At 53.6% G+C, this 24,455-nt stretch carries 20 protein-coding genes and 2 pseudogenes; 14 read left to right on the forward strand and 8 right to left on the reverse strand.

The genetic code is table 11. The features are described 5' to 3' along the window. The first annotated feature begins 32 nt into the window (after positions 1 to 32). The 9 genes from KIH39_RS19225 (at position 33) to KIH39_RS19265 (ending at position 12,034) form a co-directional block, all read left to right on the forward strand. The gene (locus tag KIH39_RS19225) at positions 33 to 1,862 is read left to right on the forward strand and encodes a DUF11 domain-containing protein (RefSeq protein WP_213494848.1); all 1,830 of its coding nucleotides are present in this window, start codon (positions 33 to 35) and stop codon (positions 1,860 to 1,862) included. Positions 1,863 to 1,987: 125 nt separating this feature from the next. After that, the gene (locus KIH39_RS19230) at positions 1,988 to 4,492 is read left to right on the forward strand and encodes a DNA internalization-related competence protein ComEC/Rec2 (protein WP_213494849.1); all 2,505 of its coding nucleotides are present in this window, start codon (positions 1,988 to 1,990) and stop codon (positions 4,490 to 4,492) included. Beyond that, complete coding sequence (locus KIH39_RS19235; protein WP_213494850.1) at positions 4,489 to 5,667, forward strand: DegT/DnrJ/EryC1/StrS family aminotransferase; 1,179 nt, start codon at positions 4,489 to 4,491, stop codon at positions 5,665 to 5,667. The genes KIH39_RS19230 and KIH39_RS19235 overlap by 4 nt, the downstream gene beginning before the upstream one ends. Positions 5,668 to 5,686: 19 nt before the next feature. Beyond that, complete coding sequence (locus KIH39_RS19240; RefSeq protein WP_213494851.1) at positions 5,687 to 7,294, forward strand: hypothetical protein; 1,608 nt, start codon at positions 5,687 to 5,689, stop codon at positions 7,292 to 7,294. Between the two features lie 168 nt (positions 7,295 to 7,462). Further along, positions 7,463 to 8,941 (forward strand): cytochrome-c peroxidase, encoded by a 1,479-nt coding sequence (locus tag KIH39_RS19245; protein WP_213494852.1) that lies wholly within the window; start codon positions 7,463 to 7,465, stop codon positions 8,939 to 8,941. Positions 8,942 to 8,954: 13 nt separating this feature from the next. Beyond that, positions 8,955 to 9,656 carry a DUF480 domain-containing protein gene (locus KIH39_RS19250; protein WP_213494853.1) on the forward strand — a complete coding sequence of 234 codons (702 nt, stop codon included), beginning with the start codon at positions 8,955 to 8,957 and terminating at the stop codon, positions 9,654 to 9,656. Positions 9,657 to 9,681: 25 nt separating this feature from the next. Continuing rightward, the gene (locus KIH39_RS19255; RefSeq protein WP_213494854.1) at positions 9,682 to 10,443 is read left to right on the forward strand and encodes a pseudouridine synthase; all 762 of its coding nucleotides are present in this window, start codon (positions 9,682 to 9,684) and stop codon (positions 10,441 to 10,443) included. Further along, on the forward strand, positions 10,440 to 11,252 hold the full coding sequence (locus KIH39_RS19260) for a dihydroorotate dehydrogenase electron transfer subunit (RefSeq protein ID WP_213494855.1): 813 nt from the start codon (positions 10,440 to 10,442) through the stop codon (positions 11,250 to 11,252). Before KIH39_RS19255 ends, KIH39_RS19260 begins: the two co-directional genes overlap by 4 nt. Positions 11,253 to 11,452: 200 nt before the next feature. Then, positions 11,453 to 12,034, forward strand: a complete 582-nt coding sequence (locus KIH39_RS19265) for an Imm42 family immunity protein (protein WP_213494856.1) — start codon at positions 11,453 to 11,455, stop codon at positions 12,032 to 12,034. Between the two features lie 105 nt (positions 12,035 to 12,139). Here KIH39_RS19265 and KIH39_RS19270 read toward each other — a convergent pair whose 3' ends face one another. Next, positions 12,140 to 12,358: a hypothetical protein gene (locus tag KIH39_RS19270; protein WP_213494857.1), complete on the reverse strand. Its 219-nt coding sequence runs from the start codon at positions 12,356 to 12,358 to the stop codon at positions 12,140 to 12,142. A 296-nt stretch (positions 12,359 to 12,654) separates the two neighbouring features. Between KIH39_RS19270 and KIH39_RS19275 the strand changes: the two genes are divergently transcribed. Continuing rightward, complete coding sequence (locus tag KIH39_RS19275) at positions 12,655 to 13,611, forward strand: sugar phosphate isomerase/epimerase family protein (protein ID WP_213494858.1); 957 nt, start codon at positions 12,655 to 12,657, stop codon at positions 13,609 to 13,611. A gap of 65 nt (positions 13,612 to 13,676) precedes the next feature. Here KIH39_RS19275 and KIH39_RS19280 read toward each other — a convergent pair whose 3' ends face one another. The 5 genes and pseudogenes from KIH39_RS19280 to nikR form a co-directional block, all read right to left on the reverse strand. Further along, positions 13,677 to 14,192 carry a hypothetical protein gene (locus KIH39_RS19280; RefSeq protein WP_213494859.1) on the reverse strand — a complete coding sequence of 172 codons (516 nt, stop codon included), beginning with the start codon at positions 14,190 to 14,192 and terminating at the stop codon, positions 13,677 to 13,679. A gap of 613 nt (positions 14,193 to 14,805) precedes the next feature. Then, positions 14,806 to 16,224 carry a serine hydrolase domain-containing protein gene (locus KIH39_RS19285; RefSeq protein WP_213494860.1) on the reverse strand — a complete coding sequence of 473 codons (1,419 nt, stop codon included), beginning with the start codon at positions 16,222 to 16,224 and terminating at the stop codon, positions 14,806 to 14,808. Positions 16,225 to 16,295: 71 nt separating this feature from the next. Beyond that, positions 16,296 to 16,493, reverse strand: a pseudogene (locus tag KIH39_RS27235) (hypothetical protein); the annotation flags it as partial. Continuing rightward, positions 16,465 to 16,611 (reverse strand): annotated as a pseudogene (locus KIH39_RS27240) (hypothetical protein); the annotation flags it as partial. The pseudogenes KIH39_RS27240 and KIH39_RS27235, both read right to left, overlap by 29 nt. Beyond that, positions 16,559 to 17,008, reverse strand: coding sequence for a nickel-responsive transcriptional regulator NikR (gene nikR / locus KIH39_RS19295; RefSeq protein WP_213494862.1), 450 nt, complete (start codon positions 17,006 to 17,008; stop codon positions 16,559 to 16,561). The gene nikR and the pseudogene KIH39_RS27240, both read right to left, overlap by 53 nt. Before the next feature lie 118 nt (positions 17,009 to 17,126). Between nikR and KIH39_RS19300 the strand changes: the two genes are divergently transcribed. The 4 genes from KIH39_RS19300 (at position 17,127) to KIH39_RS19315 (ending at position 20,823) form a co-directional block, all read left to right on the forward strand. Beyond that, positions 17,127 to 18,038: a DUF1559 family PulG-like putative transporter gene (locus tag KIH39_RS19300; protein WP_213494863.1), complete on the forward strand. Its 912-nt coding sequence runs from the start codon at positions 17,127 to 17,129 to the stop codon at positions 18,036 to 18,038. An 83-nt stretch (positions 18,039 to 18,121) separates the two neighbouring features. Continuing rightward, complete coding sequence (locus tag KIH39_RS19305) at positions 18,122 to 18,913, forward strand: DUF1559 family PulG-like putative transporter (protein WP_213494864.1); 792 nt, start codon at positions 18,122 to 18,124, stop codon at positions 18,911 to 18,913. Next, a complete protein-coding gene (locus tag KIH39_RS19310; protein WP_213494865.1) occupies positions 18,910 to 19,350 on the forward strand; it encodes a hypothetical protein in 441 nt (146 codons plus the stop codon). The genes KIH39_RS19305 and KIH39_RS19310 overlap by 4 nt, the downstream gene beginning before the upstream one ends. A gap of 513 nt (positions 19,351 to 19,863) precedes the next feature. Beyond that, complete coding sequence (locus tag KIH39_RS19315; RefSeq protein ID WP_213494866.1) at positions 19,864 to 20,823, forward strand: hypothetical protein; 960 nt, start codon at positions 19,864 to 19,866, stop codon at positions 20,821 to 20,823. A 72-nt stretch (positions 20,824 to 20,895) separates the two neighbouring features. Here the strand turns inward: KIH39_RS19315 and KIH39_RS19320 are convergent, their stop codons facing one another. After that, on the reverse strand, positions 20,896 to 23,616 hold the full coding sequence (locus tag KIH39_RS19320) for a PEP-CTERM sorting domain-containing protein (RefSeq protein ID WP_213494867.1): 2,721 nt from the start codon (positions 23,614 to 23,616) through the stop codon (positions 20,896 to 20,898). A gap of 147 nt (positions 23,617 to 23,763) precedes the next feature. Beyond that, positions 23,764 to 24,447, reverse strand: coding sequence for a 5'/3'-nucleotidase SurE (gene surE, locus KIH39_RS19325; protein WP_213494868.1), 684 nt, complete (start codon positions 24,445 to 24,447; stop codon positions 23,764 to 23,766). Positions 24,448 to 24,455: the final 8 nt, after the last annotated feature.

Raw genomic sequence — 24,455 nt, forward strand, 5'->3', positions numbered from 1 at the left:
CCGCCACGCGGAAGCTTCATGGAGGAAGAATCATGATTCACAAATGGACCAGGACGGCTGCGGTGGCAACCTGCCTCGGCGTCGGGCTCGTCGGCTGGGCAACGTTCAGCAAAGCACAACCCCCCAGCACTTCGGAACCCACACTGCCCGCGATTCCGGTATTACCCAAGCAAAATTTAACGATTCCCACGAGCGGATTGCCCAAGGCACCCCCCTCGCTGCAGGTACCCGAACCCGATGTGACCCTGCCGAGTATCAGCCCTTCAACGCCACAGACCAAACCGGCTGATCCGACCCTCAAGCCGTTGACCATCGAGCCGATTACCGATCCGCGCGATGCCAAGAAGCCGGAACCGGCCAAAACCTTGATGGTTACGCCCACCACTCCCGCCGCCATCAAGCCGATCGAACCGAGTCCGCTGAAGGAAGATCCCATCGAGCTGAAGCCGACCCCGAGCATGACTCTGGGAAGTCCGGCCCCGATGAGCATGGGTGTCATCAGCAAGCAGGATCCTTCCATCGCACTCGAATGGACTGGCAATCAGGCCGTGAAATTGGGCCAGCCGACCGATTACGTTCTGCATGTGAAAAACACTTGTCCCAGCGCCTTGCAAAAGGTCGTAGTCCAGGTTCGTCTGCCCAAGGAAGTCACTGTGGGCGGCGTGGAACCGAAGCCGGAAATGATCGAAGGCGTGATGCTCTGGGAACTGGGTACCGTGATGCCCAAGCAGGATAAACAGCTTCGCATCAAGATGACCACTCTGACCAAGGGCGATCTGAATTGCCAGGCCTGGGTGACGTTCACCGGCTCCTCGACCATGAAATTAATGGTCCGGGAACCGAAACTGGCCGTGAAAGCCTCAGCGCCCGAAAAAGTGCTGATGGGCGACCCCGCCAATATCACGCTGACAATCAGCAACCCCGGTGACTCCACCACCGACTCGGTGAAGTTGGTCGCCACCCTGGGCGAAGGTCTGGAAGGCGTTCGCGGCAACAAGATGATGCAGGAGATCGGCAGCCTGGCCGCTGGTGAAACCCGTACTATTCAGCTGCCCTGCGTCAGCAAGGCGGGCGGCATGCAGAAATGCGAAATTTACGTCGAAGGTGAAGGCGGCCTGAAGGCCGTCGATACCGTGGCCGTGAATGTCGTCACGCCGCAATTGAATCTCGAAGTGCTCGGGCCGAAACTGCGTTATCTGGATAAGAAGGCCGTTTACACCTTGAAGGTCACCAACCCGGGCGATGCCCCGGCCAACAATGTCTTCGTGACCGATATCGTTCCGGCTGGCTTCAAGTTCCTGCAGGCCGATGCGGGTGGACAACACGACGCCGGCTCGGGCGCTGTGAAGTGGTTCATCGGAGAAATCGCTCCCGGTCAGAGCAAGGAAGTCCGCGTTGAACTGATGGCAGTCAACCAGGGCGAACACCTGCACAAAGTGGTGGCCACCGGCAGCCGCGGCGTGAAGACCGAAAAGGAAATGGCCACCAAGGTCGAAGGACTTTCCGCCATCGCTATGGAAGTGACCGAAACCGAAAACCCGGTCGAAGTCGGCCACGACACGACTTTTGAAATTCGCATTTCCAACAGTGGCTCCAAGGCGGAAGAAGCCGTGAAGCTGGTCTGCACGATTCCCGCTCAGATGAAGCTGAAGGGCGTCAACGCCCCGGTGAAGTACGATTCCGTAGGTAACGAACTGGTGTTCGAACCGCTCAGCAAGCTGAATCCCAAGGGCGATGTGGTGTTCAAAGTGACTTGCACCGCAACCGCCAAGGGCGATGCCCGCTTCAAGGCCGCTATCAGCGCGGCAAGCATGGTGGAACCCCTGATCAAGCAGGAATCGACCAAGATTTACGAAGACTAATTCTTCAACCAGAATTTTATCTCCTAAACCCGGGTCGATTGACCCGGGTTTTTTCGTTGATGCAACTTCTTCTGTAGTTGTCTTCCCTAATACTCGGAGTCCCATTTTTCGCGTAGAGTGCTGCTATGCGCCCGAACCCTACACCACCTCTCTACTACGCTCCGCTGGTGCCGGTCGCGGCGGCCTTTACGCTCGGTATTTTGTTCGATCGATATTTGGTCGTTGCCCTGAAAAGCTGGCTGGTAATGGCCACCCTGATGCTACTCGGGGCGAGTTTGGCAAGTCGCCGAAAACAACCGATCATCCCCTGGCTGCTTCTGGCTTTCACCGCTCTGGGTGGGGCACACCACAACCAGCAGTGCCAGTATGTCGCGCCGGGCAACGTCGCACGCATTCTCACAGAAAAACCGATGCTGGTTCGGGCTCGCGGAATGCTCTGCGAAGACTGGACGGTGCGTCCCAAAACTCGCGAGAACCCTCTGGTTTCCCAGCCGCGCACGGAAAGCAGTCTGGCCGTTCTGGAACTGCACGCTCTGCAAAAAGAAGGGGACTGGATACCGCACGATGGGAAAGTTCGGCTGACTGTGCCGGGCCGGCTCGAGGAGATCCGCGTCGGCGACGAAGTGGAATTACTGGGCTGGATGAATCTCCCGGTCACTCCCGCGAATCCCGGAGAATGGGATTACTCGCGCTGGTTGCGCGACCAGGGTATCTCCGCCGAGATGCATATCCGCAAGGCCCAGGATCTGATTACCCGACTCAACCCGGGCGGATTCTCCTTCGACCGCCTCCTGGCCCGCATTCGCCATTACGGACAGGAGGTTTTGCAGCATCGCATCGGCGAGAATGAATACGGCCTCTCCGCCGCTTTATTACTCGGACAGAATAATGCTCTGCCCGCGGCGGACTGGGATCATTATGTGCGCACCGGCGTCATTCACGTGCTGGCGATTTCGGGTCAGCATCTGGTGATCCTGGGAATATTTATTCGCTTCCTCCTCCGGCTGGCACGGCTGGACTATCGCCGGGCGGCATTGATTGTGGCTCTGCTGCTTTTTATCTACGCGATGGTGACCGGCGGTCGACCCTCGGCCATGCGGGCGGCGGCCATGGTGATGATGGGCTGCCTGGGAATCTTGCTCGGCAAACGGGTTTTCCCGGCCAATACTTTTGCGTTGGCCTGGATCGTCGTCCTGATACTCAATCCCGGCGATCTGTTCAATTCCGGCTTTCAACTATCTTTCCTGGCGGTGGCCGTATTGATTTGGGGAATTCCTTACTGGTCCCCGACGCCCGCAATCGATCCGCTGCAACAGCTGATTGAAGAGAGCGAACCAAGACTGCTACGCTTCAGCAGATTTCTCTTTCGCGAAATGCGACTCGCTTATAAGACGACTTTATACATTAGCGTCTCCTTAATACCATTGATTATCTATTGGCAAAATCTTATATCCCTATCGGGTTTATTGATTGGCCCGCCCGTCATCCTGCTTTCAACCATCGCCCTATTAGCCGGCTTTGGTTTATTGTTCGACAACCTGCTGGGAGGTTTGTTCAGTGGCATTTGTACTTTCCTGCTGAAATGGAGTCTCGCGCTGGCCAACGACCTGGTCCTGTTCGCTGATAAGCTTACCTGGGGCTGCTGGTATACCGGGCCATTACCCATCGGCTGCGTTATCCTCTTTTACACACTTCTGGTCGGGTGGCTGATCTGGTTGCAGTGGCGCAATTTCCCCCTGCCGCGAATATTTGCGCAATTAAAATCGGGTCACTTTCTCAAAACCCTGCTGGTGACGATGGCGATCGGTTTTCTCTGGCCACAGCGCGATTTTGAAAAAGATGAACTTCGCATCGAGTTTATCTCGGTGGGTCATGGCGGCTGCACATTGGTAGAGTTGCCCGATGGCCGAACCCTCCTGTACGATACCGGTTCGCTGGCCGGGCCCGATATTGTTCAACGGCATGTGGCACCGTTTCTCTGGTCGCGCGGCATCCGGCGCATTGATGAAGTGATTCTCAGCCATGCCGATCTGGATCATTTCAACGGACTGCCCGCCTTGCTCGACCGCTTTGCCATCGGGCAGATTACCACAACGCCGAGTTTCGCCGACAAGAACGCGCCGGGCGTCAAAGAAGTCTTGAGAGTACTGGAAACGCGTGGCATGAATTTGCGTGCGATCCATCGGCCGATGACCTGGAAATCGGGTGATGTCAGCTTCCAGGTGTTGCACCCACCGGCTGAGGGCCCTCCCGGCATCGAAAATGTCCGCAGTCTCGTCTTGCTGCTGGAACATCAGGGGCATCATTTTTTATTCACCGGTGATATCGAAAAAGTCGGCCTGGATCAGGTTCTATCGCAACCGATCTCCCCGATCGATGTGCTGATGTCGCCGCACCACGGCAGCGTCACGGCCAATCCCACCAAGTTGTTCGACTGGGCAAAACCGAAACTCGTCGTCGTGAATAATTCCGAAAGCGGATTTAGCAGTAAAATGAAGAATGATCGGGAGATACTGACCTGGTCGACCGGCACGGCCGGGTTGATCACCATTCGCAGCCATCGCAGCGGAGTGGTGGCCGAGACCTTTCGCACGGGGGAGCGCCGAGTGATTGCGAGTGGTAGCCCATGACGCACGATCAAACACCCGCACTACTGGGGGGGCAACCAACTCGACCCGAGGGCCCTCCCCCCTGGCCGGTGGCTGATGTGGCGATTCAGGAGTCGCTTCAGAAAGCCTTCGCCGCCAATACCTGGGGACTCTACCACGGCCCGCATGTCGAAGAGTTGCAGATCCGCTGCCGGAAGATCATTGATCAGCCGAATTTCGCATTGGCTAGTGGAACTTTAGCTTTGGAAATCGCCCTGAAGTCCCTCAACATCGGGCCAGGCGATGAAATCATTCTGGCCGCCTACGAATACGAACCGACTTTTCTGACAATCCATGCCCTCGGTGCAACTCCCGTTCTTGTCGATATTCAACAAGATAATCCCACACTGAATCCGAAGCAGGTCGCCCAGGCCATCGGAGAAAAAACCAGAGTGATCCTCGCTTCCCATATGCACGGCGGAGTCGCTGACATTTCGCTACTGCAAAAGGTCATTACCGATTCGAAAAGGGAAATCGCCCTTGTCCAGGATCTATCGCAGATGCCCGGCTTGGACCCGGTTCCCGACAGTGACTTCAGCATTCTGAGTTTCGGTGGATCCAAGCCCCTTTCGGCCGGCCGCGGCGGCATGCTCTTTTGCGGCGACACTGCCCGTTGTCAGAAAGCAAAACTTCAGCTCTACCGGGCCGGGCATCAATGGGGAACATTATCGGAATTGCAAGCCTGTGTGTTATTGCCGCAGTTGGAACAGTTGAAACCCCACGCCCAGCAGCGCCGGGATGCCTTTCAAAGACTCAATAGTCTGCTACGCGAAGTCCCGGGCCTGCGGCCAATTCCCACCCCGGAAAAGCCGCCGCTGGCCGACTACTATAAGGTGGGATTCTTTTTCGAAAGTGATGCATTCGGGCTCTCGCGTGAAATTTTCGTGAGGGCTTTACGAGCGGAAGGCATCGCCTTCAGCCCCGGTTTTCGGGCATTGCATCGGGGTCGGGCGGCCAACCGTTTCCGGAAAATCGGCTCCCTATCTCACGCTGACCTGGCGAGCGAGCACTTGATTACGCTCCATCATCCTGTCTTACTCGCCGGGGATTCCGCGTTGGAACAGGTTGCATCCGCCGTCTGGAAAACGTATCGTAACGCGGAACGGATTCGGGAGGCAGCGCTGCCTACCCAGGCTCAGTTACGGTTCGACGATTAACTCTTACAGGATGAACTTCATGAACCGGTTACGTTTTGCCTTTCTCGGCTTCTTACTTCTGACGATAACGCAGCTGGCCCCGGCCGCCGATACCCCCGCGAAAGGCAATTGGAAGCTCTCGCTTCCTATACCGACGCAACAAGGGGAAATGATCCTCAACATGCTGGTCTCCTTCTCCGAAGCCAAGGGTAAGTGGGTAGGCGATGTTCTCGATATGTCTCCCCAATTGAAATTGGAACCGTCGATCTCCGCGGTCACCGTCAAAGACGACCTGCTTCAATTCGACATGCTGTTCGGATCTCAGACCCTCTCGTTCGATGGCAAGTTCACCAAGGATGGCAAGAAATTGCGCGGCAGCTTGATCTTTGGGGGAAATACTCTTTTGATGGATCTCTATCCCTCCAAGCTGAAAAATCTGAAAGACGAATTTGCCCTGGCTCGCGAAGTTCTGGAGCAGCAGGATGGCCAGGCTTATCTCAACAGCCTGCTTCCGGTGTTGAAAATGGCCGGCAAAAAAAGCCTGAAAGTTGAAGAAGTTCGCGGCTACACGGACCGCGCGATGAAAGAAACCGAAGTTTATGGCAATCGCTTCCAGCGAACCACCGCGTTGACCATCGCCGGGGCTCTGGCCGATCAGGAACCTTACGCCGCGATCGCTCTGGAGCAGGCCCGCCAGGCCGAGCGAATGCTGGCCGATAGCGACGATGCCAGCACTCAGATGAGCGTTCTGGAGGGCCTGCGAAACGTTCTGGTGAAGACGAAAAAACTGGATGAAGCCAAGAAGGTCGAGCTTCAGCTTGTGAAAGCCGAAGCTCGCGATTACGCCGAGTATTCCAAGAAGATGTCGTTCCAGGCCGAAGCCTACGCCGGCCGAAAAGCCAAGAGCGACCGCGTTGTGCTGGTCGAGATGTTTACCGGAGCGGAATGCCCCCCTTGCGTGGCAGCCGATCTCGCTTTCGAAGCTCTGGACAAATCGTACAAACCGACCGAAGTCGTTCTGATGCAGTATCACCTGCATGTGCCCGGCCCTGATCCGATGACGATGAAAGATTGCGAAACCCGGGCCGGCTTCTACGAAGTGAAAGGCACACCTTCGATCTATTTTGAAGGGAAATCGGGCGTCAGTGGGGGAGGCCCAGCCGCGGCCGCTAAAGCCAAAAACAAGAGTTTTCGCGAGACCATCGACGAAGAACTCGAAAAACCGGCCGGTGCGAAACTCCAACTGACCGCTACCCGAAAGGGCAGTGAGATCAACCTGACCGCCAAAGTCGAAGACCTGAAGAAACCGGCTGCCAAAACCATGCTGCGGTTCGCCATCACCGAAGATCGCGTCCGCTACGCGGGCGGCAACGGAATTCGCTATCACCACGCCGTGGTGCGGGCTTTCCCAGGGGGGGCCAACGGCTTCCCCCTACCCAAGGCGACTGGCGAACAGAGCGTGAAATTGAACCTCGACGAACTGCGGGCCAGCTTGAACAAACAACTGGATGAAGTGGTGAAAGAAAACAAAGAGGAATTTTCCGAGCGGCCGATGAGTCTTAAGAATCTGAAAGCCATCGCCTTCATTCAGGACGATACCAACAACGAAATCCTGCAGGCCATTCAGGTGGATCTGGAAGATAAGTAATCCCGCCTAATCGCCCTCCTTCAAAGCTTCGTTGGGGAAATGCCCACTTCCCAATGGAAAAAACTATCGCAGCCATAGCCAAAAGCTATTGGTGCTGCGCTGCCCTGTTCGAATATAAATATCATCACCCCGAAATTTCACTTTCGCACTTATCGTTGAGGACCGCGTATGAAGTCTCTCCCGTTTAAACGTCTTTTTGCCACACTCGGCTCATTGGGTTTAGTAGTCGGGCTGACTGTTACCCTCTCTCAGATTCGGGCGGCCGAAGAGAACAATTACGATTACCTGCTCCCCGACATCACCAAAATGAAGCCGCTGGAAGATCAGATTCCGGTCAGCTTCGTTTCCCGGAGCTCGAATCGCGCCGAATGGGAGAAACTACCCGGCTACTGGAATGAAGTTCCCGGCGCGAATGGTAAAAAAGTCGTCAAAATCAAGCTACCTCTGGGCATCAACCTGCTGCCGCCGGTGCCGATCGAAAATCCGATCACGGTGGCCAAGTGGAAACTGGGCAAGGAAGTCTTCTTCGACAAAGTGATCTCCAGCGACAATTCCGTCTCCTGCTCCAGCTGTCACGAGCCGAGCAAAGGCTACAGCGACATGCGCAAGACCAGCCTGGGCATCGCCGGTAACATCGGCGGCATGAACGCTCCCACCGTCTTTAATTCGGTCTACAACCGCTTCATGTTCTGGGATGGCCGCATGGACACCCTGGAAGCTCAGGCGCACGGCCCTATCGGCAATCCTTCCGAGATGTTCGACGGCAAAGGCAAAGCGCTTCACGAAGCCGTGAAGCGAATTCGATTGAAAGGTGATTACAGCAAACGATTCGAAGAAGTGTTCGGCGCGCTGCCGACCGTCGATTCGATTGCCAAGGCCATTGCGACCTATGAAAGATTGGTCATCATCGGCAATTCGCTGGTTGACCGCGCGGAAGTGGCCATGCGAGCCCGCGTCGAAGAAGAAGAAGGCAACAAGTTCGAAGTGAACGCCAAGGACTACGAAAAGGTTCTGAAAGAGGCCGTGGCCAAGAAAGATACAAACTCTCTGGAAGCGATCGGCTTCGATCCGGCCAAGGACGTGGCTAAGATTCCCCAGATCGCCGCCAGCATCAACAACGGCCGGGTCCTGTTCTTCAACAAGGCCCGCTGCAACTCCTGCCATGTCGGTGAGAACTTCACGGACTACACCTTCCACAACCTGGGCGTTGGCGCCAAGAACGGCAAGCTGCTCGAAGGCCAGGAAGGTCGCATCAACAGCCAGCCGACCGGCCATAAAGATCCCAGCATGATGGGGGCTTTCAAGACTCCGCCGTTGCGCGGACTGACCAAGAGCCGGCCTTATCTGCACGACGGTTCGGAAGCGACTTTGGAAGCCGTGATCGATTTCTACGATCGCGGCGGCAACGTCAATGAATTCCTCGATTCGAAGATGCGCGACACCCAGGCCGAGCAGGCCTACCTCGATGCGGCCAAGTCGGGCAAGCCTTACACCGGTCCGAAGCCGGAGTTGATCACCAAATCGGGTCTGCCGATTATTCCCTTCAAGCTCAATTTGACCCCCCAGGAGAAAGCCGATCTCGTACTCTATCTGAAAGCCCTGGAGGGAGAGGCACTCGATCCGATAGTGGCCGATCCCGCGAAATAAGCGTGGAGCAGGAATGACAACCCCCGAGACTGCCTGGCCCGTTCTGTCTCTGTTGGAACGCCGGGTGTTAGGCGTTCTGGTCGAAAAGGCCAAAACCACACCCGACGTTTATCCGATGAGTCTCAATTCCCTGGTCAACGGTTGCAACCAGAAAAGCAACCGCGACCCGGTGATGAATCTTCAGGAAGATCAAATCGAAGAAACCCTGGAGGTGCTCTGCCGGCAGGGTTTGACGATGCGAGTCATAGGCGGCCGGGTCGACCGCTGGCGGCAACAACTCTACGAAGCCTGGACCGTCACCAAACTCGAACTGGCTATTTTGGCCGAGCTGCTTTTGCGCGGCCCGCAGACGGAAGCGGAGCTGCGTCGCAATTCCGATCGCATGGAACCGTTTCCGGATATGGAAACTTTCAAAACGGTTCTTAAACCCTTGCTGGATCGCAAATTAGTGATTTACCTCGGCCCGGAAAATCGTCGGGGCACCCTGTTAACCCACGGTTTTCACGACCCGCGCGAACTGGAGAAGCTGGCCGATCACGGGAGTTCTTCCGCCCGAAACGAAGATTTTTCCGCAACGGAAAAAGTGTCTCTTCCTCCTCGGCACGAGATGGAAGCCTCGCTGGTGGAGCTCAAAGCGGACATCGTTTCCTTGAAGGAACAGATGGAAGTTCTGAAGCAGCAACTGGCCGCGCTGAAGCAATCTCTCGGCGGGTGAAAGCCCGCGATCATACAATATCCCCATGATTCGTTTGAATAAATTCCTGGCTCATGCCGGGGCGGGTTCGCGCCGTCATTGCGACGGACTCATCGCCAGCGGCCGCGTGCGCGTCGATGGCATCATCACTCGGGAACTGGGCACCCAGATTGACCCCGATAAGCAAAAGATCGCCGTCGATGACAAAGTTGTCGAAACCGAGCGCAAAGTCTACTGGCTGGTGAACAAACCGGCCGGGTACCTTTGCACCAATCACGACCCGGCCGGCCGACCGCGGGCCCTCGATCTGATTCCCCACGTGGCCGAGCGGGTCTATACTGTCGGCCGATTGGACGAGGCCAGCGAAGGTCTGTTGCTGATGACCAACGACGGCGACCTGGCCCATAAGCTGATGCACCCGCGCGTCGGCATCGAAAAAACCTATGAAGCCTTGGTGGCCGGTAACCCCAGCATGGCCGATCTGGAGAAGCTGACGGCCGGGATCTGGCTTTCTGATGGAAAAGTGAAAGCGAAGTACGTCCGCAAACTGAAAAAACAGGGGGACAGCACGTGGGTTCGCATCGTGCTGGCCGAGGGGAAGAATCGCGAGATTCGCCGGATGCTGGCCAAGCTGGAACACAAGGTTCTGGAACTTCACCGGGTCGCGATTGCTCATATCAAGGTCGATCGGCTCCCTAAAGGGAAGTGCCGGCGGCTAAAACCGGACGAAATCGCGTCCCTGCAGGATCTCGCCGAGCGAAAGAGCCGGCCGCGAAAAAGCAGCAGCCCCGAGGAAACGGAAAAATGATCCAGACACGTTCCCGAGTTCTGGAGCATGTTCCCCTGGCGGAAAAGACCTATCGCATCCGCCTATCCGCCCCGACCATTGCCGCGAAGATTCTTCCCGGCCAGTTTCTGATGTTGAAGCTGCCGGGTTTAAATGATCCCCTTCTGGGTCGGCCCTTTGCCGTCTACGATGTCGATTTCGAGCAACAAGCCATCGACGTCGTTTATCTGGTGATCGGCAAGATGACTACACTTTTGCAGGAAATCTCCCCAGGCCAGGAATTGGAAATCTGGGGCCCGTTGGGCAATGGTTTTCCGGAACTGAGCCCGGGTCCGGAGGCAATTTTCGTGGCCGGGGGGATCGGGCAGACGCCTTTTCTGGCCTATGCCCATCAGCTGCTGGGAACCAAAGGCTTCGGTGGCCGAGCGGCTAAAAGAGTTATCGATAAGGTCACGCTCTATTACGGGGTGCGGAATAAGAATCTGCTGGCCGGCGTGAGCGATTTTGAAAAAGCGGGCGTGCAAGTTAAGGTGGCCAGCGACGATGGAAGTGTCGGCTATCATGGTCTGGTCACTGGGTTGCTGGAGCAAGATCCGCCGAAAGCACCGATCATCACCTGCGGCCCGGAGCCGATGTTGAAGGCGGTTTCGAAATTGGCCGAGAAGTATGGGGTACCCTGCTATGTTTCGCTGGAAACGCCAATGGCCTGTGGCTTCGGCGCCTGCTTCAGTTGCGTGACGGCCGTGAAAACACCAGAAGGAGTCGATTACAAGCGGGTCTGTATCGACGGCCCGGTGTTCGAGGCAAGCAAGCTGGTGTGGGGCCATTAGTCGGTGGGCTTTGGGATGAAGTCGAAGTTTAGTGAAACGAACAAAGATTTAACCGCAGAAAACACTGAGATCACCGAGAGACCCTGTCCGGGCGCCAATGGCACGGAATCGAAGTTTCGGAATGTTATGATTTTGATGGTTTGAGAAATGCCACTAGTGAGGCAATTGGCAGCTATTGATAATGTGAGGAAACGATTCCGATGATAGTCGGCAATCCTGCCATATTCGCTATCGAATCAGGTATTTCCAAAATTTGGGAAGCGCCGAACTATTTGGCTTTAGGTTATTTTGTAATTCATATTGAGAACTTTAGATATGGAGTGCACAAACCTGACGCTACGTTACTTGGTTGCTCCTATGATGAAGTCAAAAATCGAATTTTCAAACGGGGAATGCATACAGCCCCATTTTCCGAGGAATCAGATGCGGGTCTCATTGCGGACGCTTACATAAAAGCCATTTACGCTCCTAAACATGAGAATAGAAAGTATTTCAACTTGTCAGCCGAAGATTTTTGTGTTCATTTCTATCCAAAAGGCAATTCCTGTACATGGGCACCCGATGGAGATGAAGCTTTCGATGACAGTAGTTACATTTTGCAATTCGATATCAGAAATCAAGTGCGTTTAATTGGATTTAAGTCTAGTAATTTTGTTCCTGATCCTAGTACGATCCGCGATCTGTGGGTATCAGCATTTGATTATTACAGTCTTCTTGAAGATTGGATTGCAGAATTTGATCGAGAGCGGAATCTCATGTTAAAGCCGGGTGCCAAAGGCTAGGCCATTGGCACGATACATAAATTTCGAAAACATTGCGATTTTCCGATGAGTTGAGAAATGCCAATGGCCTAGCCATAGGCACCCGAGATTCATTTTCAAAATTACTCAATCTTTCTTTCCCGGTTTTGGCTTTTGGAACAACCAGAGCCCAATAATCAGAGCGAAAACCCCCGGGAGAAATGCCCCGATCATTCGACTTACACCCAATCCGGAGGCGTCTCCAACCTGAGGTCCATCTGGCTTGGCAAGGGAACTCGCCCCGGAAACAAAAAAAGCCGCTGCCAGAACTAGACATAGGATGCCGCCGATTTGCTTCGCCTTCATCAGAAAACCCTTCGTTTTGAGATTGTGCTTCGAGGTACCACATTATTTCATTCTGTAAATCGCGAGCCAATTCGACAGTCGGTTGTCAGTGGTTTCGCCATTGGCCGGGAATAGAAGCATTATTTCATCGAGGAAAAACGGGTTTTGCACTCGGTGTTTGATTGGGTAGTGATGCCACAGGGACCCGGATCAACGAACTCCCCACTCCTCCAAAAATGTAGACACCTGGCAACCGACTGGGGTACGATATACCCTTGCCAAATGGCCATGCAGCGAACTGAACCGAGGAACCAACTATGTCTACTCCCAATAACAACCCCCTGCCCATCCATCTCTCCCGTCGTGAATTGCTCGGCAGCGCCCTGGCCGGCGGCACGGCGGCTCTGATCGGGAAGAGCGCATTCGCAGGCGATAATCTCCAGGGAACTTCCAGCACAAAGCCCAACTCCGTATTTGGCGGCGTCCGCATCGGAACCAACACCTACAGCTACCGGAATAGCGGCATCGATTCCGCCGAGGCGACCCTCAAAGCGTTGATCGACGACGGCCTGAGCGAATGCGAACTGAAGGAAACGCCGATCCGAGCCTTCGGAGTACTTCCACCAGTTCCCAAGAAAGGGGAGGAAAAATCCGCCCCCAAACTCAGCGATGCCGAGCTAGCCAAACTTCTCTCCAAGGCGGCCGATCTCCGCAAAATGTACAACGACGCCGGAGTCAACATTCACATCCATAAATGTCCCTTCGGGGCATCGGAAGAAGCCATCAACTTCAACTTCGAATTGGCCAAGGCCCTCGGCTGCAAGGCGATCACAACCGAACGGGACGATAAGCTGGCCAAGAAGCTAGCCCCGTTCGCGGAGAAGCACAAGATTTACGTCGCGTTCCATAACCATACGAACAATGTGCCGGTCATCGATAAGCTCGATCCAATACTCGACTGCGGGCCGTACATCATGTTCAATTTCGACATCGGCCACTACTTTGCAGGTACCAAGGGTAAAAGCCCGATCCCGGTGATTGAGAAGTATCACGAGCGGATCGTCAGTTTGCATTTAAAAGATCGTACTGCGACCGGGGCTGATCTTTCCTGGGGCAAAGGAGAAACACCGATCAAGGAAGTGCTGCAGCTACTGAAGAAGGAGAAATGGCCGATCTACGCCGATATCGAGTTGGAGTACAAGATCCCGAGCGGTTCCACATCGGTCGCCGAGGTCGCCAAGTGCGTGGCGTATTGCAAGGAAGCGCTGGCGTAATCATTGCTTTGCAATGTGGAGATCACCGGGAGATAATAAGGCTCGTTGATCTCTGCAGACTATTTTTAGACTGGCTTTTCAAAAATATTAACCATCTCTACAAACCTTTTTGCTGCCGCTTCCTCCATGAAGAAATACAACTCATAGTCCTGATCCGTAAGTATTCGATAGGACTCAACAATACCACCGAACCTTCCCCAATCGTGTTTTTTTTGTTCTAATCGAATTTGAGAATAGGAAATCGTTCTCTTGAAGAGCCCGAAGAGGTAATATCGTGAAACCTGATGCGAAGCCTTTTGAAAAACGGTGGAGGTTGCGGTCGAAGATATTTTGATTGCGATACCGAGGTACATAGCGAAGGCAATGAGAAACACAATCCCACTGATGACTCCCAAGATATTCCAGTCCCCGGAAAGCTGTTTTAGAGCGAGCATGCAGAGTGCAATCAAAACTATAGTTACAACTAGGATTCGATTCAGAAACTCCCCTAGCACCAATAAAGGAGTTCGCTCTCTAACCACCAGAAAGTCACCTTGTTGCCAAATTCTCAGATAACCGAAAAATACTGGTCTTAGATGCATTGAAGACTCCCGGAAAAATCAAATTTGACTTGACCCTTCCAAAGAGCGAAGCACTTCCATGAATCGCATCGAATCAGATTTATCCGCAAACGAAAACACCTCGTAACCTTTTTCCGTCAGAATTCGGTACAATTCGAAGCCTCTTTTAATTCGGATACCTCGTTCCGCCTCAGCGTGAACCAGAAGACTCTGGTATTCGAAAACTCTCTTATGCAAGCCCGACAGGTAAATTTGTTGCACCTGATGCAATTTTGGTCTGACAACCGTTCTCTGCACCAGGAAAATTATCCGTAATAGTTTTAAAGAGATCGCCGCCGCAAAGAGTAACAGGATCATAAAAAAGTATTTCTGGGATCCAACATCAGAACTGAAAACGTCGAGCCCGAATTTAATCAGCAGGAAAATCAAAACGGACACAATCAGAAAGCGCAGAAATGCGAACAGCGTCAAAGTAAAAGTGTTTCCGCAGCCAATAGCTACGAAATCCTCACCCTCCTCGACTTTCCAGCCTCCGAGCCCATACCTTTTTACTTCCATGGGCGTTTCTCTTGGCTGCTTGTGCCTTCAGGATTGAACGTACCCGGCGAACCTCAGGTACGCGATTATCGTTCCCCTACTCATTATAAAACAATAGCTGCTGGATCTTCCCATCCGGCGTGCGGTACATCGATGCTCGCAGCGTGGCAGTCTTGAACTTCAGCTTCACGTTCGCCACTTCCATGCCGCCGCGCTCACTGGTGCCGCCGACATCCACACTCTCGGGATCGCCGAGCTTTTTCAATCTCTCGCTGGCGCCCTGCACGCGTTCGGGATTCAAATAGAAGCTGAATTCTTCGCCGAGTTTCTCCCGGTCGAGCTTGCCCGATTGCATTTCCTTCAGAAACGCCAGCACGGCCTCCTTCGGTGCAGGTCCGGCAATCTTGGGCACGGCCGGATCGTCGTTTTTCTGCACTTCCTTCACCAGCAAGTTAAAAATCAGATTGCGCACCGGACCGGGAGAAACGTGCTCCGCATTGGAAAGCAGCACAACCGCCGATTTCTTACCCGGCAGCATGGCGTTATAGGAAACGAACCCGCTGACGCCGCCGGTGTGCTGGAGAACCATATCTCCCTTGGTGAAGCCGATTCCCAGCCCGCAGCCGTAATCGGAGATTTTACCCGTGCTGAGCGGGCGAATCGAAGTCATCAGCTTATAGGATTCTGGCTTCAGAACTTTTCCTGTGACCAGAGCGAGATCCCAGCGCAAGAGGTCCGATGCGGAGGCCCAGAGTCCCCCGGCCGCTTCAATCCAACCGTCGGCCTCATAAATCGATTTCTCCGGTGCTCCGATGGCGAACGAGGTGTAACCCTGGGCCACGCTCGGCAGCCCCTTGGTTGAGGCGTACTGGGAATGTTCCATTTTCAAAGGCTTGAGGATCCGCCGTTCCATGAACTTGCCCAGCGACTCCCCGGAAACTTTTTCGATGATGCCGCCGAGGATCATGTAGCCGGTGTTGCTGTAGGAGAATTTGCTGCCCGGCTCGAAATCCAATTTCACCTTGGCGTAATCGGTCAGCATTTTTTCGAACGGAATCGGCTTCAACATCCGGCGATCGAGAAAATCGAGCGGGTAATAATCGGGATAGCCCGAAGTGTGATTCATCAGATCCAGAAGGGTAATATCCTTGGCCCGCGTCAAATCGGGATAGTACTTGGCGACCGGATCGTTCACCGAAAGCTTGCCTTCCTCGGCTAATAAAAACAGACAGGCGCAAGTGAACTGCTTGGTAATCGAGCCTATGCAAAAGCTAGTGTTCTCATCCACCGGCAACGATGGCTCGATGCTGCGCTGGCCGTAGCCTTTAGCGAAAACAATTTTGCCGTCCTGCATGATCGCCAGCGACAGACCGACGAAGCCCTTCTCCTTCTGCTGCGCGGCCACATACGCATCGATCGCTTTGAGGTCGAAAGTCTTCGGAGCCTCAGCGGCCGATTGAGCCTGGCACACCAGTGGCAGAAAAGTCAGAAGGAGGAGAACAAAAGCTGGTTTCATGAGGTGAGGACTCCGGAGTTAGCATTCATTGAGCGGTCAGCTTTCAGCTTTCAGCTATCAGCATTCAGCTTTCAGCTTGTTGCAATCCTATTGGTATAGCTGCTATTTGATAAGAATTCGCAAGGGCTTTGGAATTTTGTGGTCAACTTGAGTATCGACTCAATAATCGCTGGCTGACCGCTGACCGCTGACCGCTGACCGCTGACCGCTGACCGCTGACCGCTGACCGCTGACCGCTGACCGCTGACCGCTGACCGCTGACCGCTGACCGCTGACCGCTGACCGCTGACCGCTGACCGCTGACCGCTGACCGCTGACCGCTGACCGCTTTCCGCTAATGCGAATGGGAATGTCCATGCCCGTGCGAATGCCCCTGCTCTCCGGCATGGATGACCACCAGCTGAGCCTGATGAATACCTTTGAGCCCGCTGAGCGATGCGGCGAACGCTCGCAGCGATTTCGAGGAGCCGCGCAGCATCAGGACTTCCATGCAGAGGTCGTGATTGAGGTGAACGTGCGTCGTCGCAATCACATAATTCTCGTGGTCATGCTGCAACTGCGTCATCTTTTCCTGCAACCCCCGACGATGGTGATCGAAGACCAGTGTCAGGCTGGCCGCGACGATGGAGTTACTTTCTTCGGAGGCCGTGTGGGTTAATTTCTCGCGGAAGAGCTGGCGCAGGGCTTCGCTGCGGGTGGCAAATTTGCCCTGAGCGCAGTAGTCGTCGAACGCTTTGAGAAGCGGTTCTTCGATGGAAGCAGTGAAGCGAACCAGTTCGGACATGGCGGGACTCCCGGGAGATAGGAAGATTTTAAGAAAAATGTCAGTTTCGTCGAAAGAGACTGGACATGGGAGATGCGAGTATTACAATTATGCAAATCGTAATACTGGAGTTGCCGCCGTGCTGCATCCCTTGAGAAATCGAAACGGTTTTACTCTGATCGAACTTCTGGTGGTGATCGCCATCATCGCGGTGCTGATCGGGCTTTTATTACCGGCGGTTCAAAAAGTGCGTGAAGCGGCCAGTGTCCTCCGATGCGCGAACAATGAAAAGCAATTGATCCTGGCGATCCACTCGTACGCGAACACTTTCAGCGACAAACTTCCGCCTTCCAACTTCTATCAGGTGGTGAATTCTTCGACCGGAAATACAGCCGAAGGAAGCGCTTTTTATGCCACGCTGGCTTTCTATGAGCAGGGCAATGTGTTCAACACCTGCACGCAGGACATCCCCAAGCCGGGTTATTTAACGGCGGCTTTCATCCCTCTAAAAATCCACGTTTGCACATCGGACCCGACGACGAATAACGGCATTGGTAGCGTGGCCCCGAACTATGCCACGGGAAATTATGCTCTGAACCTGGCAATGTTTGGCGCCGGGGGAACTTTCAATCTGAAAGGAGTTTCTCCTCCCTATACGATTGGGAATATTCCCGATGGAAGCTCGAATACGATCGGGATTGTCGAAGCTTCCGGATGTTTCCCCGGTTATCCCACCGTCGATCCGCAGACGGGTACTCTCACCAGTTACATGACCTGGCACTGGCCGGCCTATCCGAATTCCTTTGGTCCTTACTGGCCCGACCCCGATGAGTTACCGGGCCAGGCAAATTACACCGGGCTCTATACCCTGCCGCAAATCGGCGTGAACATGATGAAGGCCGACCCGAATTTGTGCCAGTCCTATCACTCGATCATGAACGTCGCCCTGATGGATGGAAGTGTTCGAAAGGTCACGACCGGTCTTAGTCCATTGACCTGGACGAACGCGTTGAATCCCGCCGATGGTCAGGTGTTGGGTTCCGACTGGTAAAGTAAATTAATGTCTTAAACTCCGTGTGGATTTAAAGTTTTTAGTTCATCCGTTTAACCAACTTGTTTTTGAAAGATTTTGGGATGCGCCCACAATTAAACGCTCGTAATCGAGCATTCACTTTGATTGAACTTTTAGTCGTAATCGCCATCATCGCGGTGCTGATCGGGCTGTTATTGCCCGCCGTGCAGAAAGTCCGGGAAGCGGCGGCACGGATCAAGTGCCAGTCCAATATGAAGCAGATCGGCCTGGCCACGTTGCAATATTACGATCTTACCGACGGCAAATTCTTTCTGCACCATCCTTTCGAAGCCGATGTGATTTCCAACACCGGGAATGCCAACTCCTTCGCGGAAATCTACTGGGAAGACAAGCTGATGCCTTTCATCGGTGGCACCCAGGAAGCGAATGAAAATTTATCGAAGCAGGGCATCATTCTTCCCAGCGAAGCGATTTATCGCTGCCCTTCGGATCTTTCGATTCGTCAGCCGTATGTGGAAGACGGCATCATCGATGGTGTGGAGCATCGCACCAGTTTTCTGATGAATTCGCAACTCAGCCACAAGACCCGGCGCTACGGCCACTGGACGCTGATGCGGTTCATCAATGAAGTCGGTACCTCGCAGTTCATCGATTTCGTCGAACGCAATGCAAACCCGTTGACCGTTGAACTGGGGGAGGATCCCCGGCAGGACGATTTCGATATCTGGCTGGGGACCGGAATTTTCAAACCCTGGATCGCCTGGGACCGCCATGCCGGGGTGGCGAATTATCTCTACCTCGATGGGCATGTGGTTTCCCTCCGCTGGGATTTCGGAGTAATAGACCTGTTCCCCGACAAAGTGGTTTTGACGCAGGACAGCAGCTTTCCATGAGCGCGATCCGAAACTTGAGTTGCAATTGGCTGGCCTGGATTTTGGCAATCCCGCTTTTGGGTTGCGGCGATTCCGGAAGCGTGGAAAAATCGGTGGATACCGGATCGCGCAATGCCGTCAATAATTTCTTCAATGGCCTGATCGAGAAGAAGTGGTTTCAATCCTACGATCAGTTATCACCGGAGGGGAAGAAAAAAAATTCACTGGAGCAGTTCACTCGCAAGGCCACCAGTTGGCGAAAGAACCTGGGTTTTGAACCTCAATCGGTTTTTATTCAATCCTGCGAGGAGCGACCCAACGAGGCTATAGCGCACGTCTCGATTATCGCCGCGTCCGGATCGCAGCGGACGCGTTTTAAAGAGGCGATTTCCCTGACGAGACAGGATCAGAATTGGTATATCGTTCTACCGAATAATTTCGGGCAACGCACGCATTAAACCTACCTGTTCATTCAGAAGTAAAGATTCATTGTTCCTTCATAGCTGGCGCGTTAAATTGCGAGGATGAAATACCTTCGCCTGCCTAAAAGCCGGATGCTCCGCTTCGGCATCTTTCTCCTCGGCACATTTCTGTTGAGTCTAGCCGGATTGTTCGGCTACCGGGCTTGGATCTTCCATCGTTCGCATCAGCAATTTATCGCTGTGATCGAACACCTGAACGCCACCGATCCGAACTGGAAATTGGAGGATTATTTCCAATCTCGGCCAAAAATTCCCGATGAGGAAAACGCCTGGGTGTACTTGCAGAAATTGAACAACAGAGAACCAAAAAATTATAAGAGAGTGCGTGCGATGCAATATTCGACTCCGAACGCACACGACGGAACCTATTCCGAGTTAGATCAGGACACCAAGACGTTTTTAGATCTCAATGCAGATCTGATCGAAAGCTGTCGTCATCTTCGAAATTTCGAGCGAGCGGTCGAGACTGAGCAAAATATTCGAACCGGTTTGGATCACCCGGCATTTTTTTTTAATGAGCAGATCCCGGGAAAATATACAAGCCTGATGATGACAGATTTTACAAATCAACTCCACATGGGTAACCAAGAATTAATGACTCAGGATCTGGAAGCTCTCTTAAAGATTCCTAGCTTCATGATCGATCAGCAGCATGGCCAGACCAGTATTAGATTCTTCATTGTTTACAATCGGGTCGGTAGTCTCCTGTCCTGGGCCCTGTCGAAAAGCGAATTCACCGAAAGTCAATTACAACGACTAGAGAAAGTTCTTCAGAATAATCTTCCAGAGCAGGTCGAACTCGAACACGACAAATTGAGTCGCGCCGTTTACTTCGAAAGATTACCTCGCAATCAAATTCATAGTGAGGGCACGCAATTTCTGCGTTGGCGTTCTTTTAAAATTCCTGTTCCGGATTCAGCAATAAAGCGGTTCATCGCCCGAAATCGTTACACCCCTTGGGAAGAAGAGGAATTTGCCCGGGTTCTAAGTCAGCTTTCGGATGATATTCTCGCTCTTGAGCAAGATCCCATTGACTTACAAGGATGTAAGCAAAAGTTGCATTCAGGGTTTGCAGCAAACTCTGGGAATGGTTCACAATCGGATTACGCCTTGCAACTTAACCCGTTGCTGACTGCGGAACAATCGCGACGCTTCAATCTGACCCTATTGAAAGTGGAGCAATTCCGACTTTCTAAGAAACGATGGCCGACCTCCGCCGCGGAAATCCCGGAGCTTCCAAAATCCATTTACAAGGATGAACCGTTTCAAATACTATCCAATCGTCAAGGCATCATCATTGCTGGTACTGCGGGAAATGCCGTCGCGGAAACGGAATTGAGTAACTTGGAAGCGTCCACTCGTGATTTCAACCAATCACTCGAATCGAACTCGAACGGCGAAAAAGGATTCTGGGCCAAGCTTCTCAATCCCGACCTGCGCAAGAAGTAAACACCCTCAATGACAAAATCCCGCGGCGAACCGCGGGATTTTGTCGATTTCTAATTTCAAGTTTCGAATCTCTTAGCAGGCCACAACCTGAGCCGCCCGACGTTTGCGGCGGATCAAAAAGCCCAGGCCGCCCACACCGGCCAGTGCCAGGAAAGAACTGGGTTCGGGAAGCGGATTGTAAATCACCACGTCATTCCCACCAGTGATCGAGTTGGTGCCCACGTTACCGGTGTAGCTGATGTACCCGGTATAGGCGAAGCCGTTGTAGCTACCCAGACTGATCTGGCTGCCCTGCGGCATGCCATTGAAGATGCTGCTCGTGGCATTCGTTCCATTCACGATGATGAAGAACTTGTCGGAGTAAGCCGGGAAGTAGGACAGCACGATCTGCAGGTTAGCGGAGCCGAGATTCAGCAGTTGGCCGGCCGTCATGCTAATTTGCGAGTAACCGCCCGTTCCAGGAGTGTTACCATTCAAGTAAACCGTCAAGGAACCTCCGGAATTCAAGCTCACACCGGAAGTGGAGGTCAGGATACCCGGCGAGGATGTGTTGGGATTACCGGGAACCACGCTACCGCCGCTGGCCACGTTGATCGCCCCGACCGTACCGAAGCCGTACAGGGTACCACCGCTGGTCACATTGATACCGGCATTGATCGTACTGCTGGTGCCAACGTAGATCGTTCCACTATTGGAGATGGTGCTGGCGGTAGGACTGAAGGTGCTTCCCCCAATGACATTCAGCGTCCCTTTATTGGTGGTCAGCGAATTCAGGGCGGCGAATACCGCATTGGGTCCACCCAATTGCACGGTGGTATTCACATCAATGGTGCTTACGGAATTCGAACCCAGATTCAAAGTCGAGTTGGCGTCCACCAACCAGGTGCCCCCGGATAACGTTGTAGTGCCACTGTTGTAATTCGTGATTGTTGCAGCACTCAGGTCGAAGGTGGAAGAAACCGTCTCCAACGTACCGGAATTGGTGAAAGAGACACCGGAAGCAACGACGAAGTTGCCATTATTCATAAAGTTGCCCGCATTCACGAAACTGGCCGATCCTGTTCCCGTGTTGCGGCCGATCCCGGCAGTGGAATTGTTCGTTAAGGTGGTACCCGAAGTGATCGTCAGGACGCCGCCGCCATCGATGTCGATGGTGCCATTCCAGCTGCTGATGCTGTTGACGTTGACTGCGGAACCATTGATATAAGTGGTTGCCCCATAAGTATTCAGGCCCCCATTGGCGTTAACAGTGCCAGTCCCGCCGAAGGTGCCACCGTTCCAGGTGATGGCGCCACTGACGTTGAGAACACCCGTGCCCTGCACATTACCACCGGCGAAGGTCAGATTAACGCTGGAAACTGCAGCGTTGACGTTCAGCGTACCACCGTTGACCTGGAAGACTCCGGAGTTCGAAGCTCCATAAGTGATCGCCGCACCGGAACCCAGGTTATAAATCGAAGCGGATTCGATGCTGATCGTTCCGCCATTAAGAACGAAAGCGCCGGTGCTGGTACCGCTGGCATTCACCAGAAGCGTATTGGAGTTGGCCTGGACGGTACCGGTGTTGTTGAAGGTCACGTTAGCCGCAATCGAACTGGTGGAACTGCCGGAAGCATTGATGAAAGTTCCCCCATTCGAGAAGGTGGCACTACCAACGCCGGAATTGCGAGCGATGGAAGTACCGGCGGTAGCTGTAAGTGTGGCCCCCGCCAGGGTGGAAAGCGTCGATCCATTATCGATGGTGATGCTGCCACTGGTTCCCAGGCTATAGTTGGCCAGAGCCTGGAAAGTCAAAGAGCCCTGGTTGAGCACGAAGCTGCCGGTATTAGTACCGCTGCCATTGATGTTCAAAGTTCCCGAGTTGGCTTGCACAGTGCCGAAGTTATTGAAGGTGATATTGGCACCAATCGAACTGGAGCCCGAACTACCTGGGTTATTGGTAAAGGTCCCCTGGTTGCTGATTGTTGCCGTTCCGGTTCCGCTGCTTCGGCTGAAGGTCACCCCCGCAGTCGAGCTGATAATGGAGCCCGAGTTGAATGTCAGCACGCTGCCGCCATCAATAAAGATCGTTCCACCCAGCGTATTGCTGGAAGAAAGATTCAAAGCGGCTCCGGCGAGATATTTACTCCCCGAACCGGCGCTGACACCCGAATTGGCATTGATCGTACCGCCAGAGAGCGTACCCCCCGACCAGTTGAAAGTGCCCGTGCTGTTGAGGGTCGAGCCCGTTCCCGCATAAATTCCCGAGCTGACCGTAAAGGTCGAGCCCGAGTTAAAAGTTATGGTACCTGAACCCGAGTAAGTGCCCCCACTGATGGTGAACAACGCTCCGGAACTAAAGGTGTAATTCCCGGCTCCGGAGGCCGAGCCGCCGGACAATGTGTAGGTCGAACCATTCTGACCGCTGTAGAGGCCACCCGAACTCAAGTTGAACGAGCCGGCCGATATGCTGAAAAAGCTATTGTTCGTGTAAGTTCCTGTCATCGCGAACGAGGCAGAACTGGAGGTCAGAGCCAGAGTTGCATTCGAGCCAACGCTGCTCGTTATGAAAGCCACCGCTTCGGAATCCGTAATCTGGGCCGTATAGGGAGTTCCGGCAAAGCTGCTGAAGATCGCCGTATCCCCGGCTTTCGGTAGCGCACCCGGCCCGCTCCAGGCGTTGGTATTATTCCAGTTATTGGGCACGTAGCCGTACTGCCAGTAGTAGGTCCCAGCCTCGGCACTATTTTCGAATCTGATTATGGAGAGAGAGACAACACAAAGCGTGAGTAACCGGAGCCAATTCAATCTCATACTGCTGCCGCTCACAAAAGAGTACGTGCAAATACGTTAGGACTATTCAGGATAGTGTAACCCTAACAAACTTTATTAGAATGGCAACATAAAATGGGCAAAATATACTGTGGCAGCGGTATTTTGCGGAAATATTAACAATTCGCTCTAAAGCAAAAGTTTGGTTATAGCGATTTTGCCGTTAAAGCAGGCCTGTACATCACTTCCGTTCGTTCGGAGCCGTTCGTGATAATGGCTCAAATAGTCAATTTGATCCCCATTTTTTACCCAGTCGAAGGCCATCGGCGTTGTGTCGAGCTGGCAAAAATCGACGTCCGGATCGGCAATTTCTGCGGATAGATGAGGAAAATTCACGCTCCAGTACTCCTTTTTTTCGCGTGGCAACTCAAAAATAGCCTCGATCGCCCTCGGTAGCATCCTCGCCACACGGTCCCAATCGAAGTCCCGATTTTTCGCCCGATAGTGCGAAAAACCGATGCCCGGAATGCCGTAAATCGCCCCTTCCCGCACGGCGGCCATCGTTCCCGACAGAAAGACATCCACCCCCAGATTTCCGCCGTGATTGACCCCGGAGAAGATCCAATCGGGCTGAATTCGGAGATGCCTCAAAGCCACCCGGACGCAATCGGCCGGAAATCCGTTGACGGCGAAACGATTCGCTCCGAAGTGTTCCACTCTCAAGGGAGCATGCGCCGTTACTTGATGGCTGCACCCCGATTGGGCACCGATCGGGGCCATCCAGTAGATATCGCCATATTTTTTCGCGGCCTCGGCCAGCACCGATAGACCGACAGCATCGATGCCGTCGTCGTTAGTCAGCAGTATTTTCATATCGTGAG

Origin of the sequence: Telmatocola sphagniphila, from assembly GCF_018398935.1 — a bacterium.
GTDB lineage: Bacteria > Planctomycetota > Planctomycetia > Gemmatales > Gemmataceae > Telmatocola > Telmatocola sphagniphila.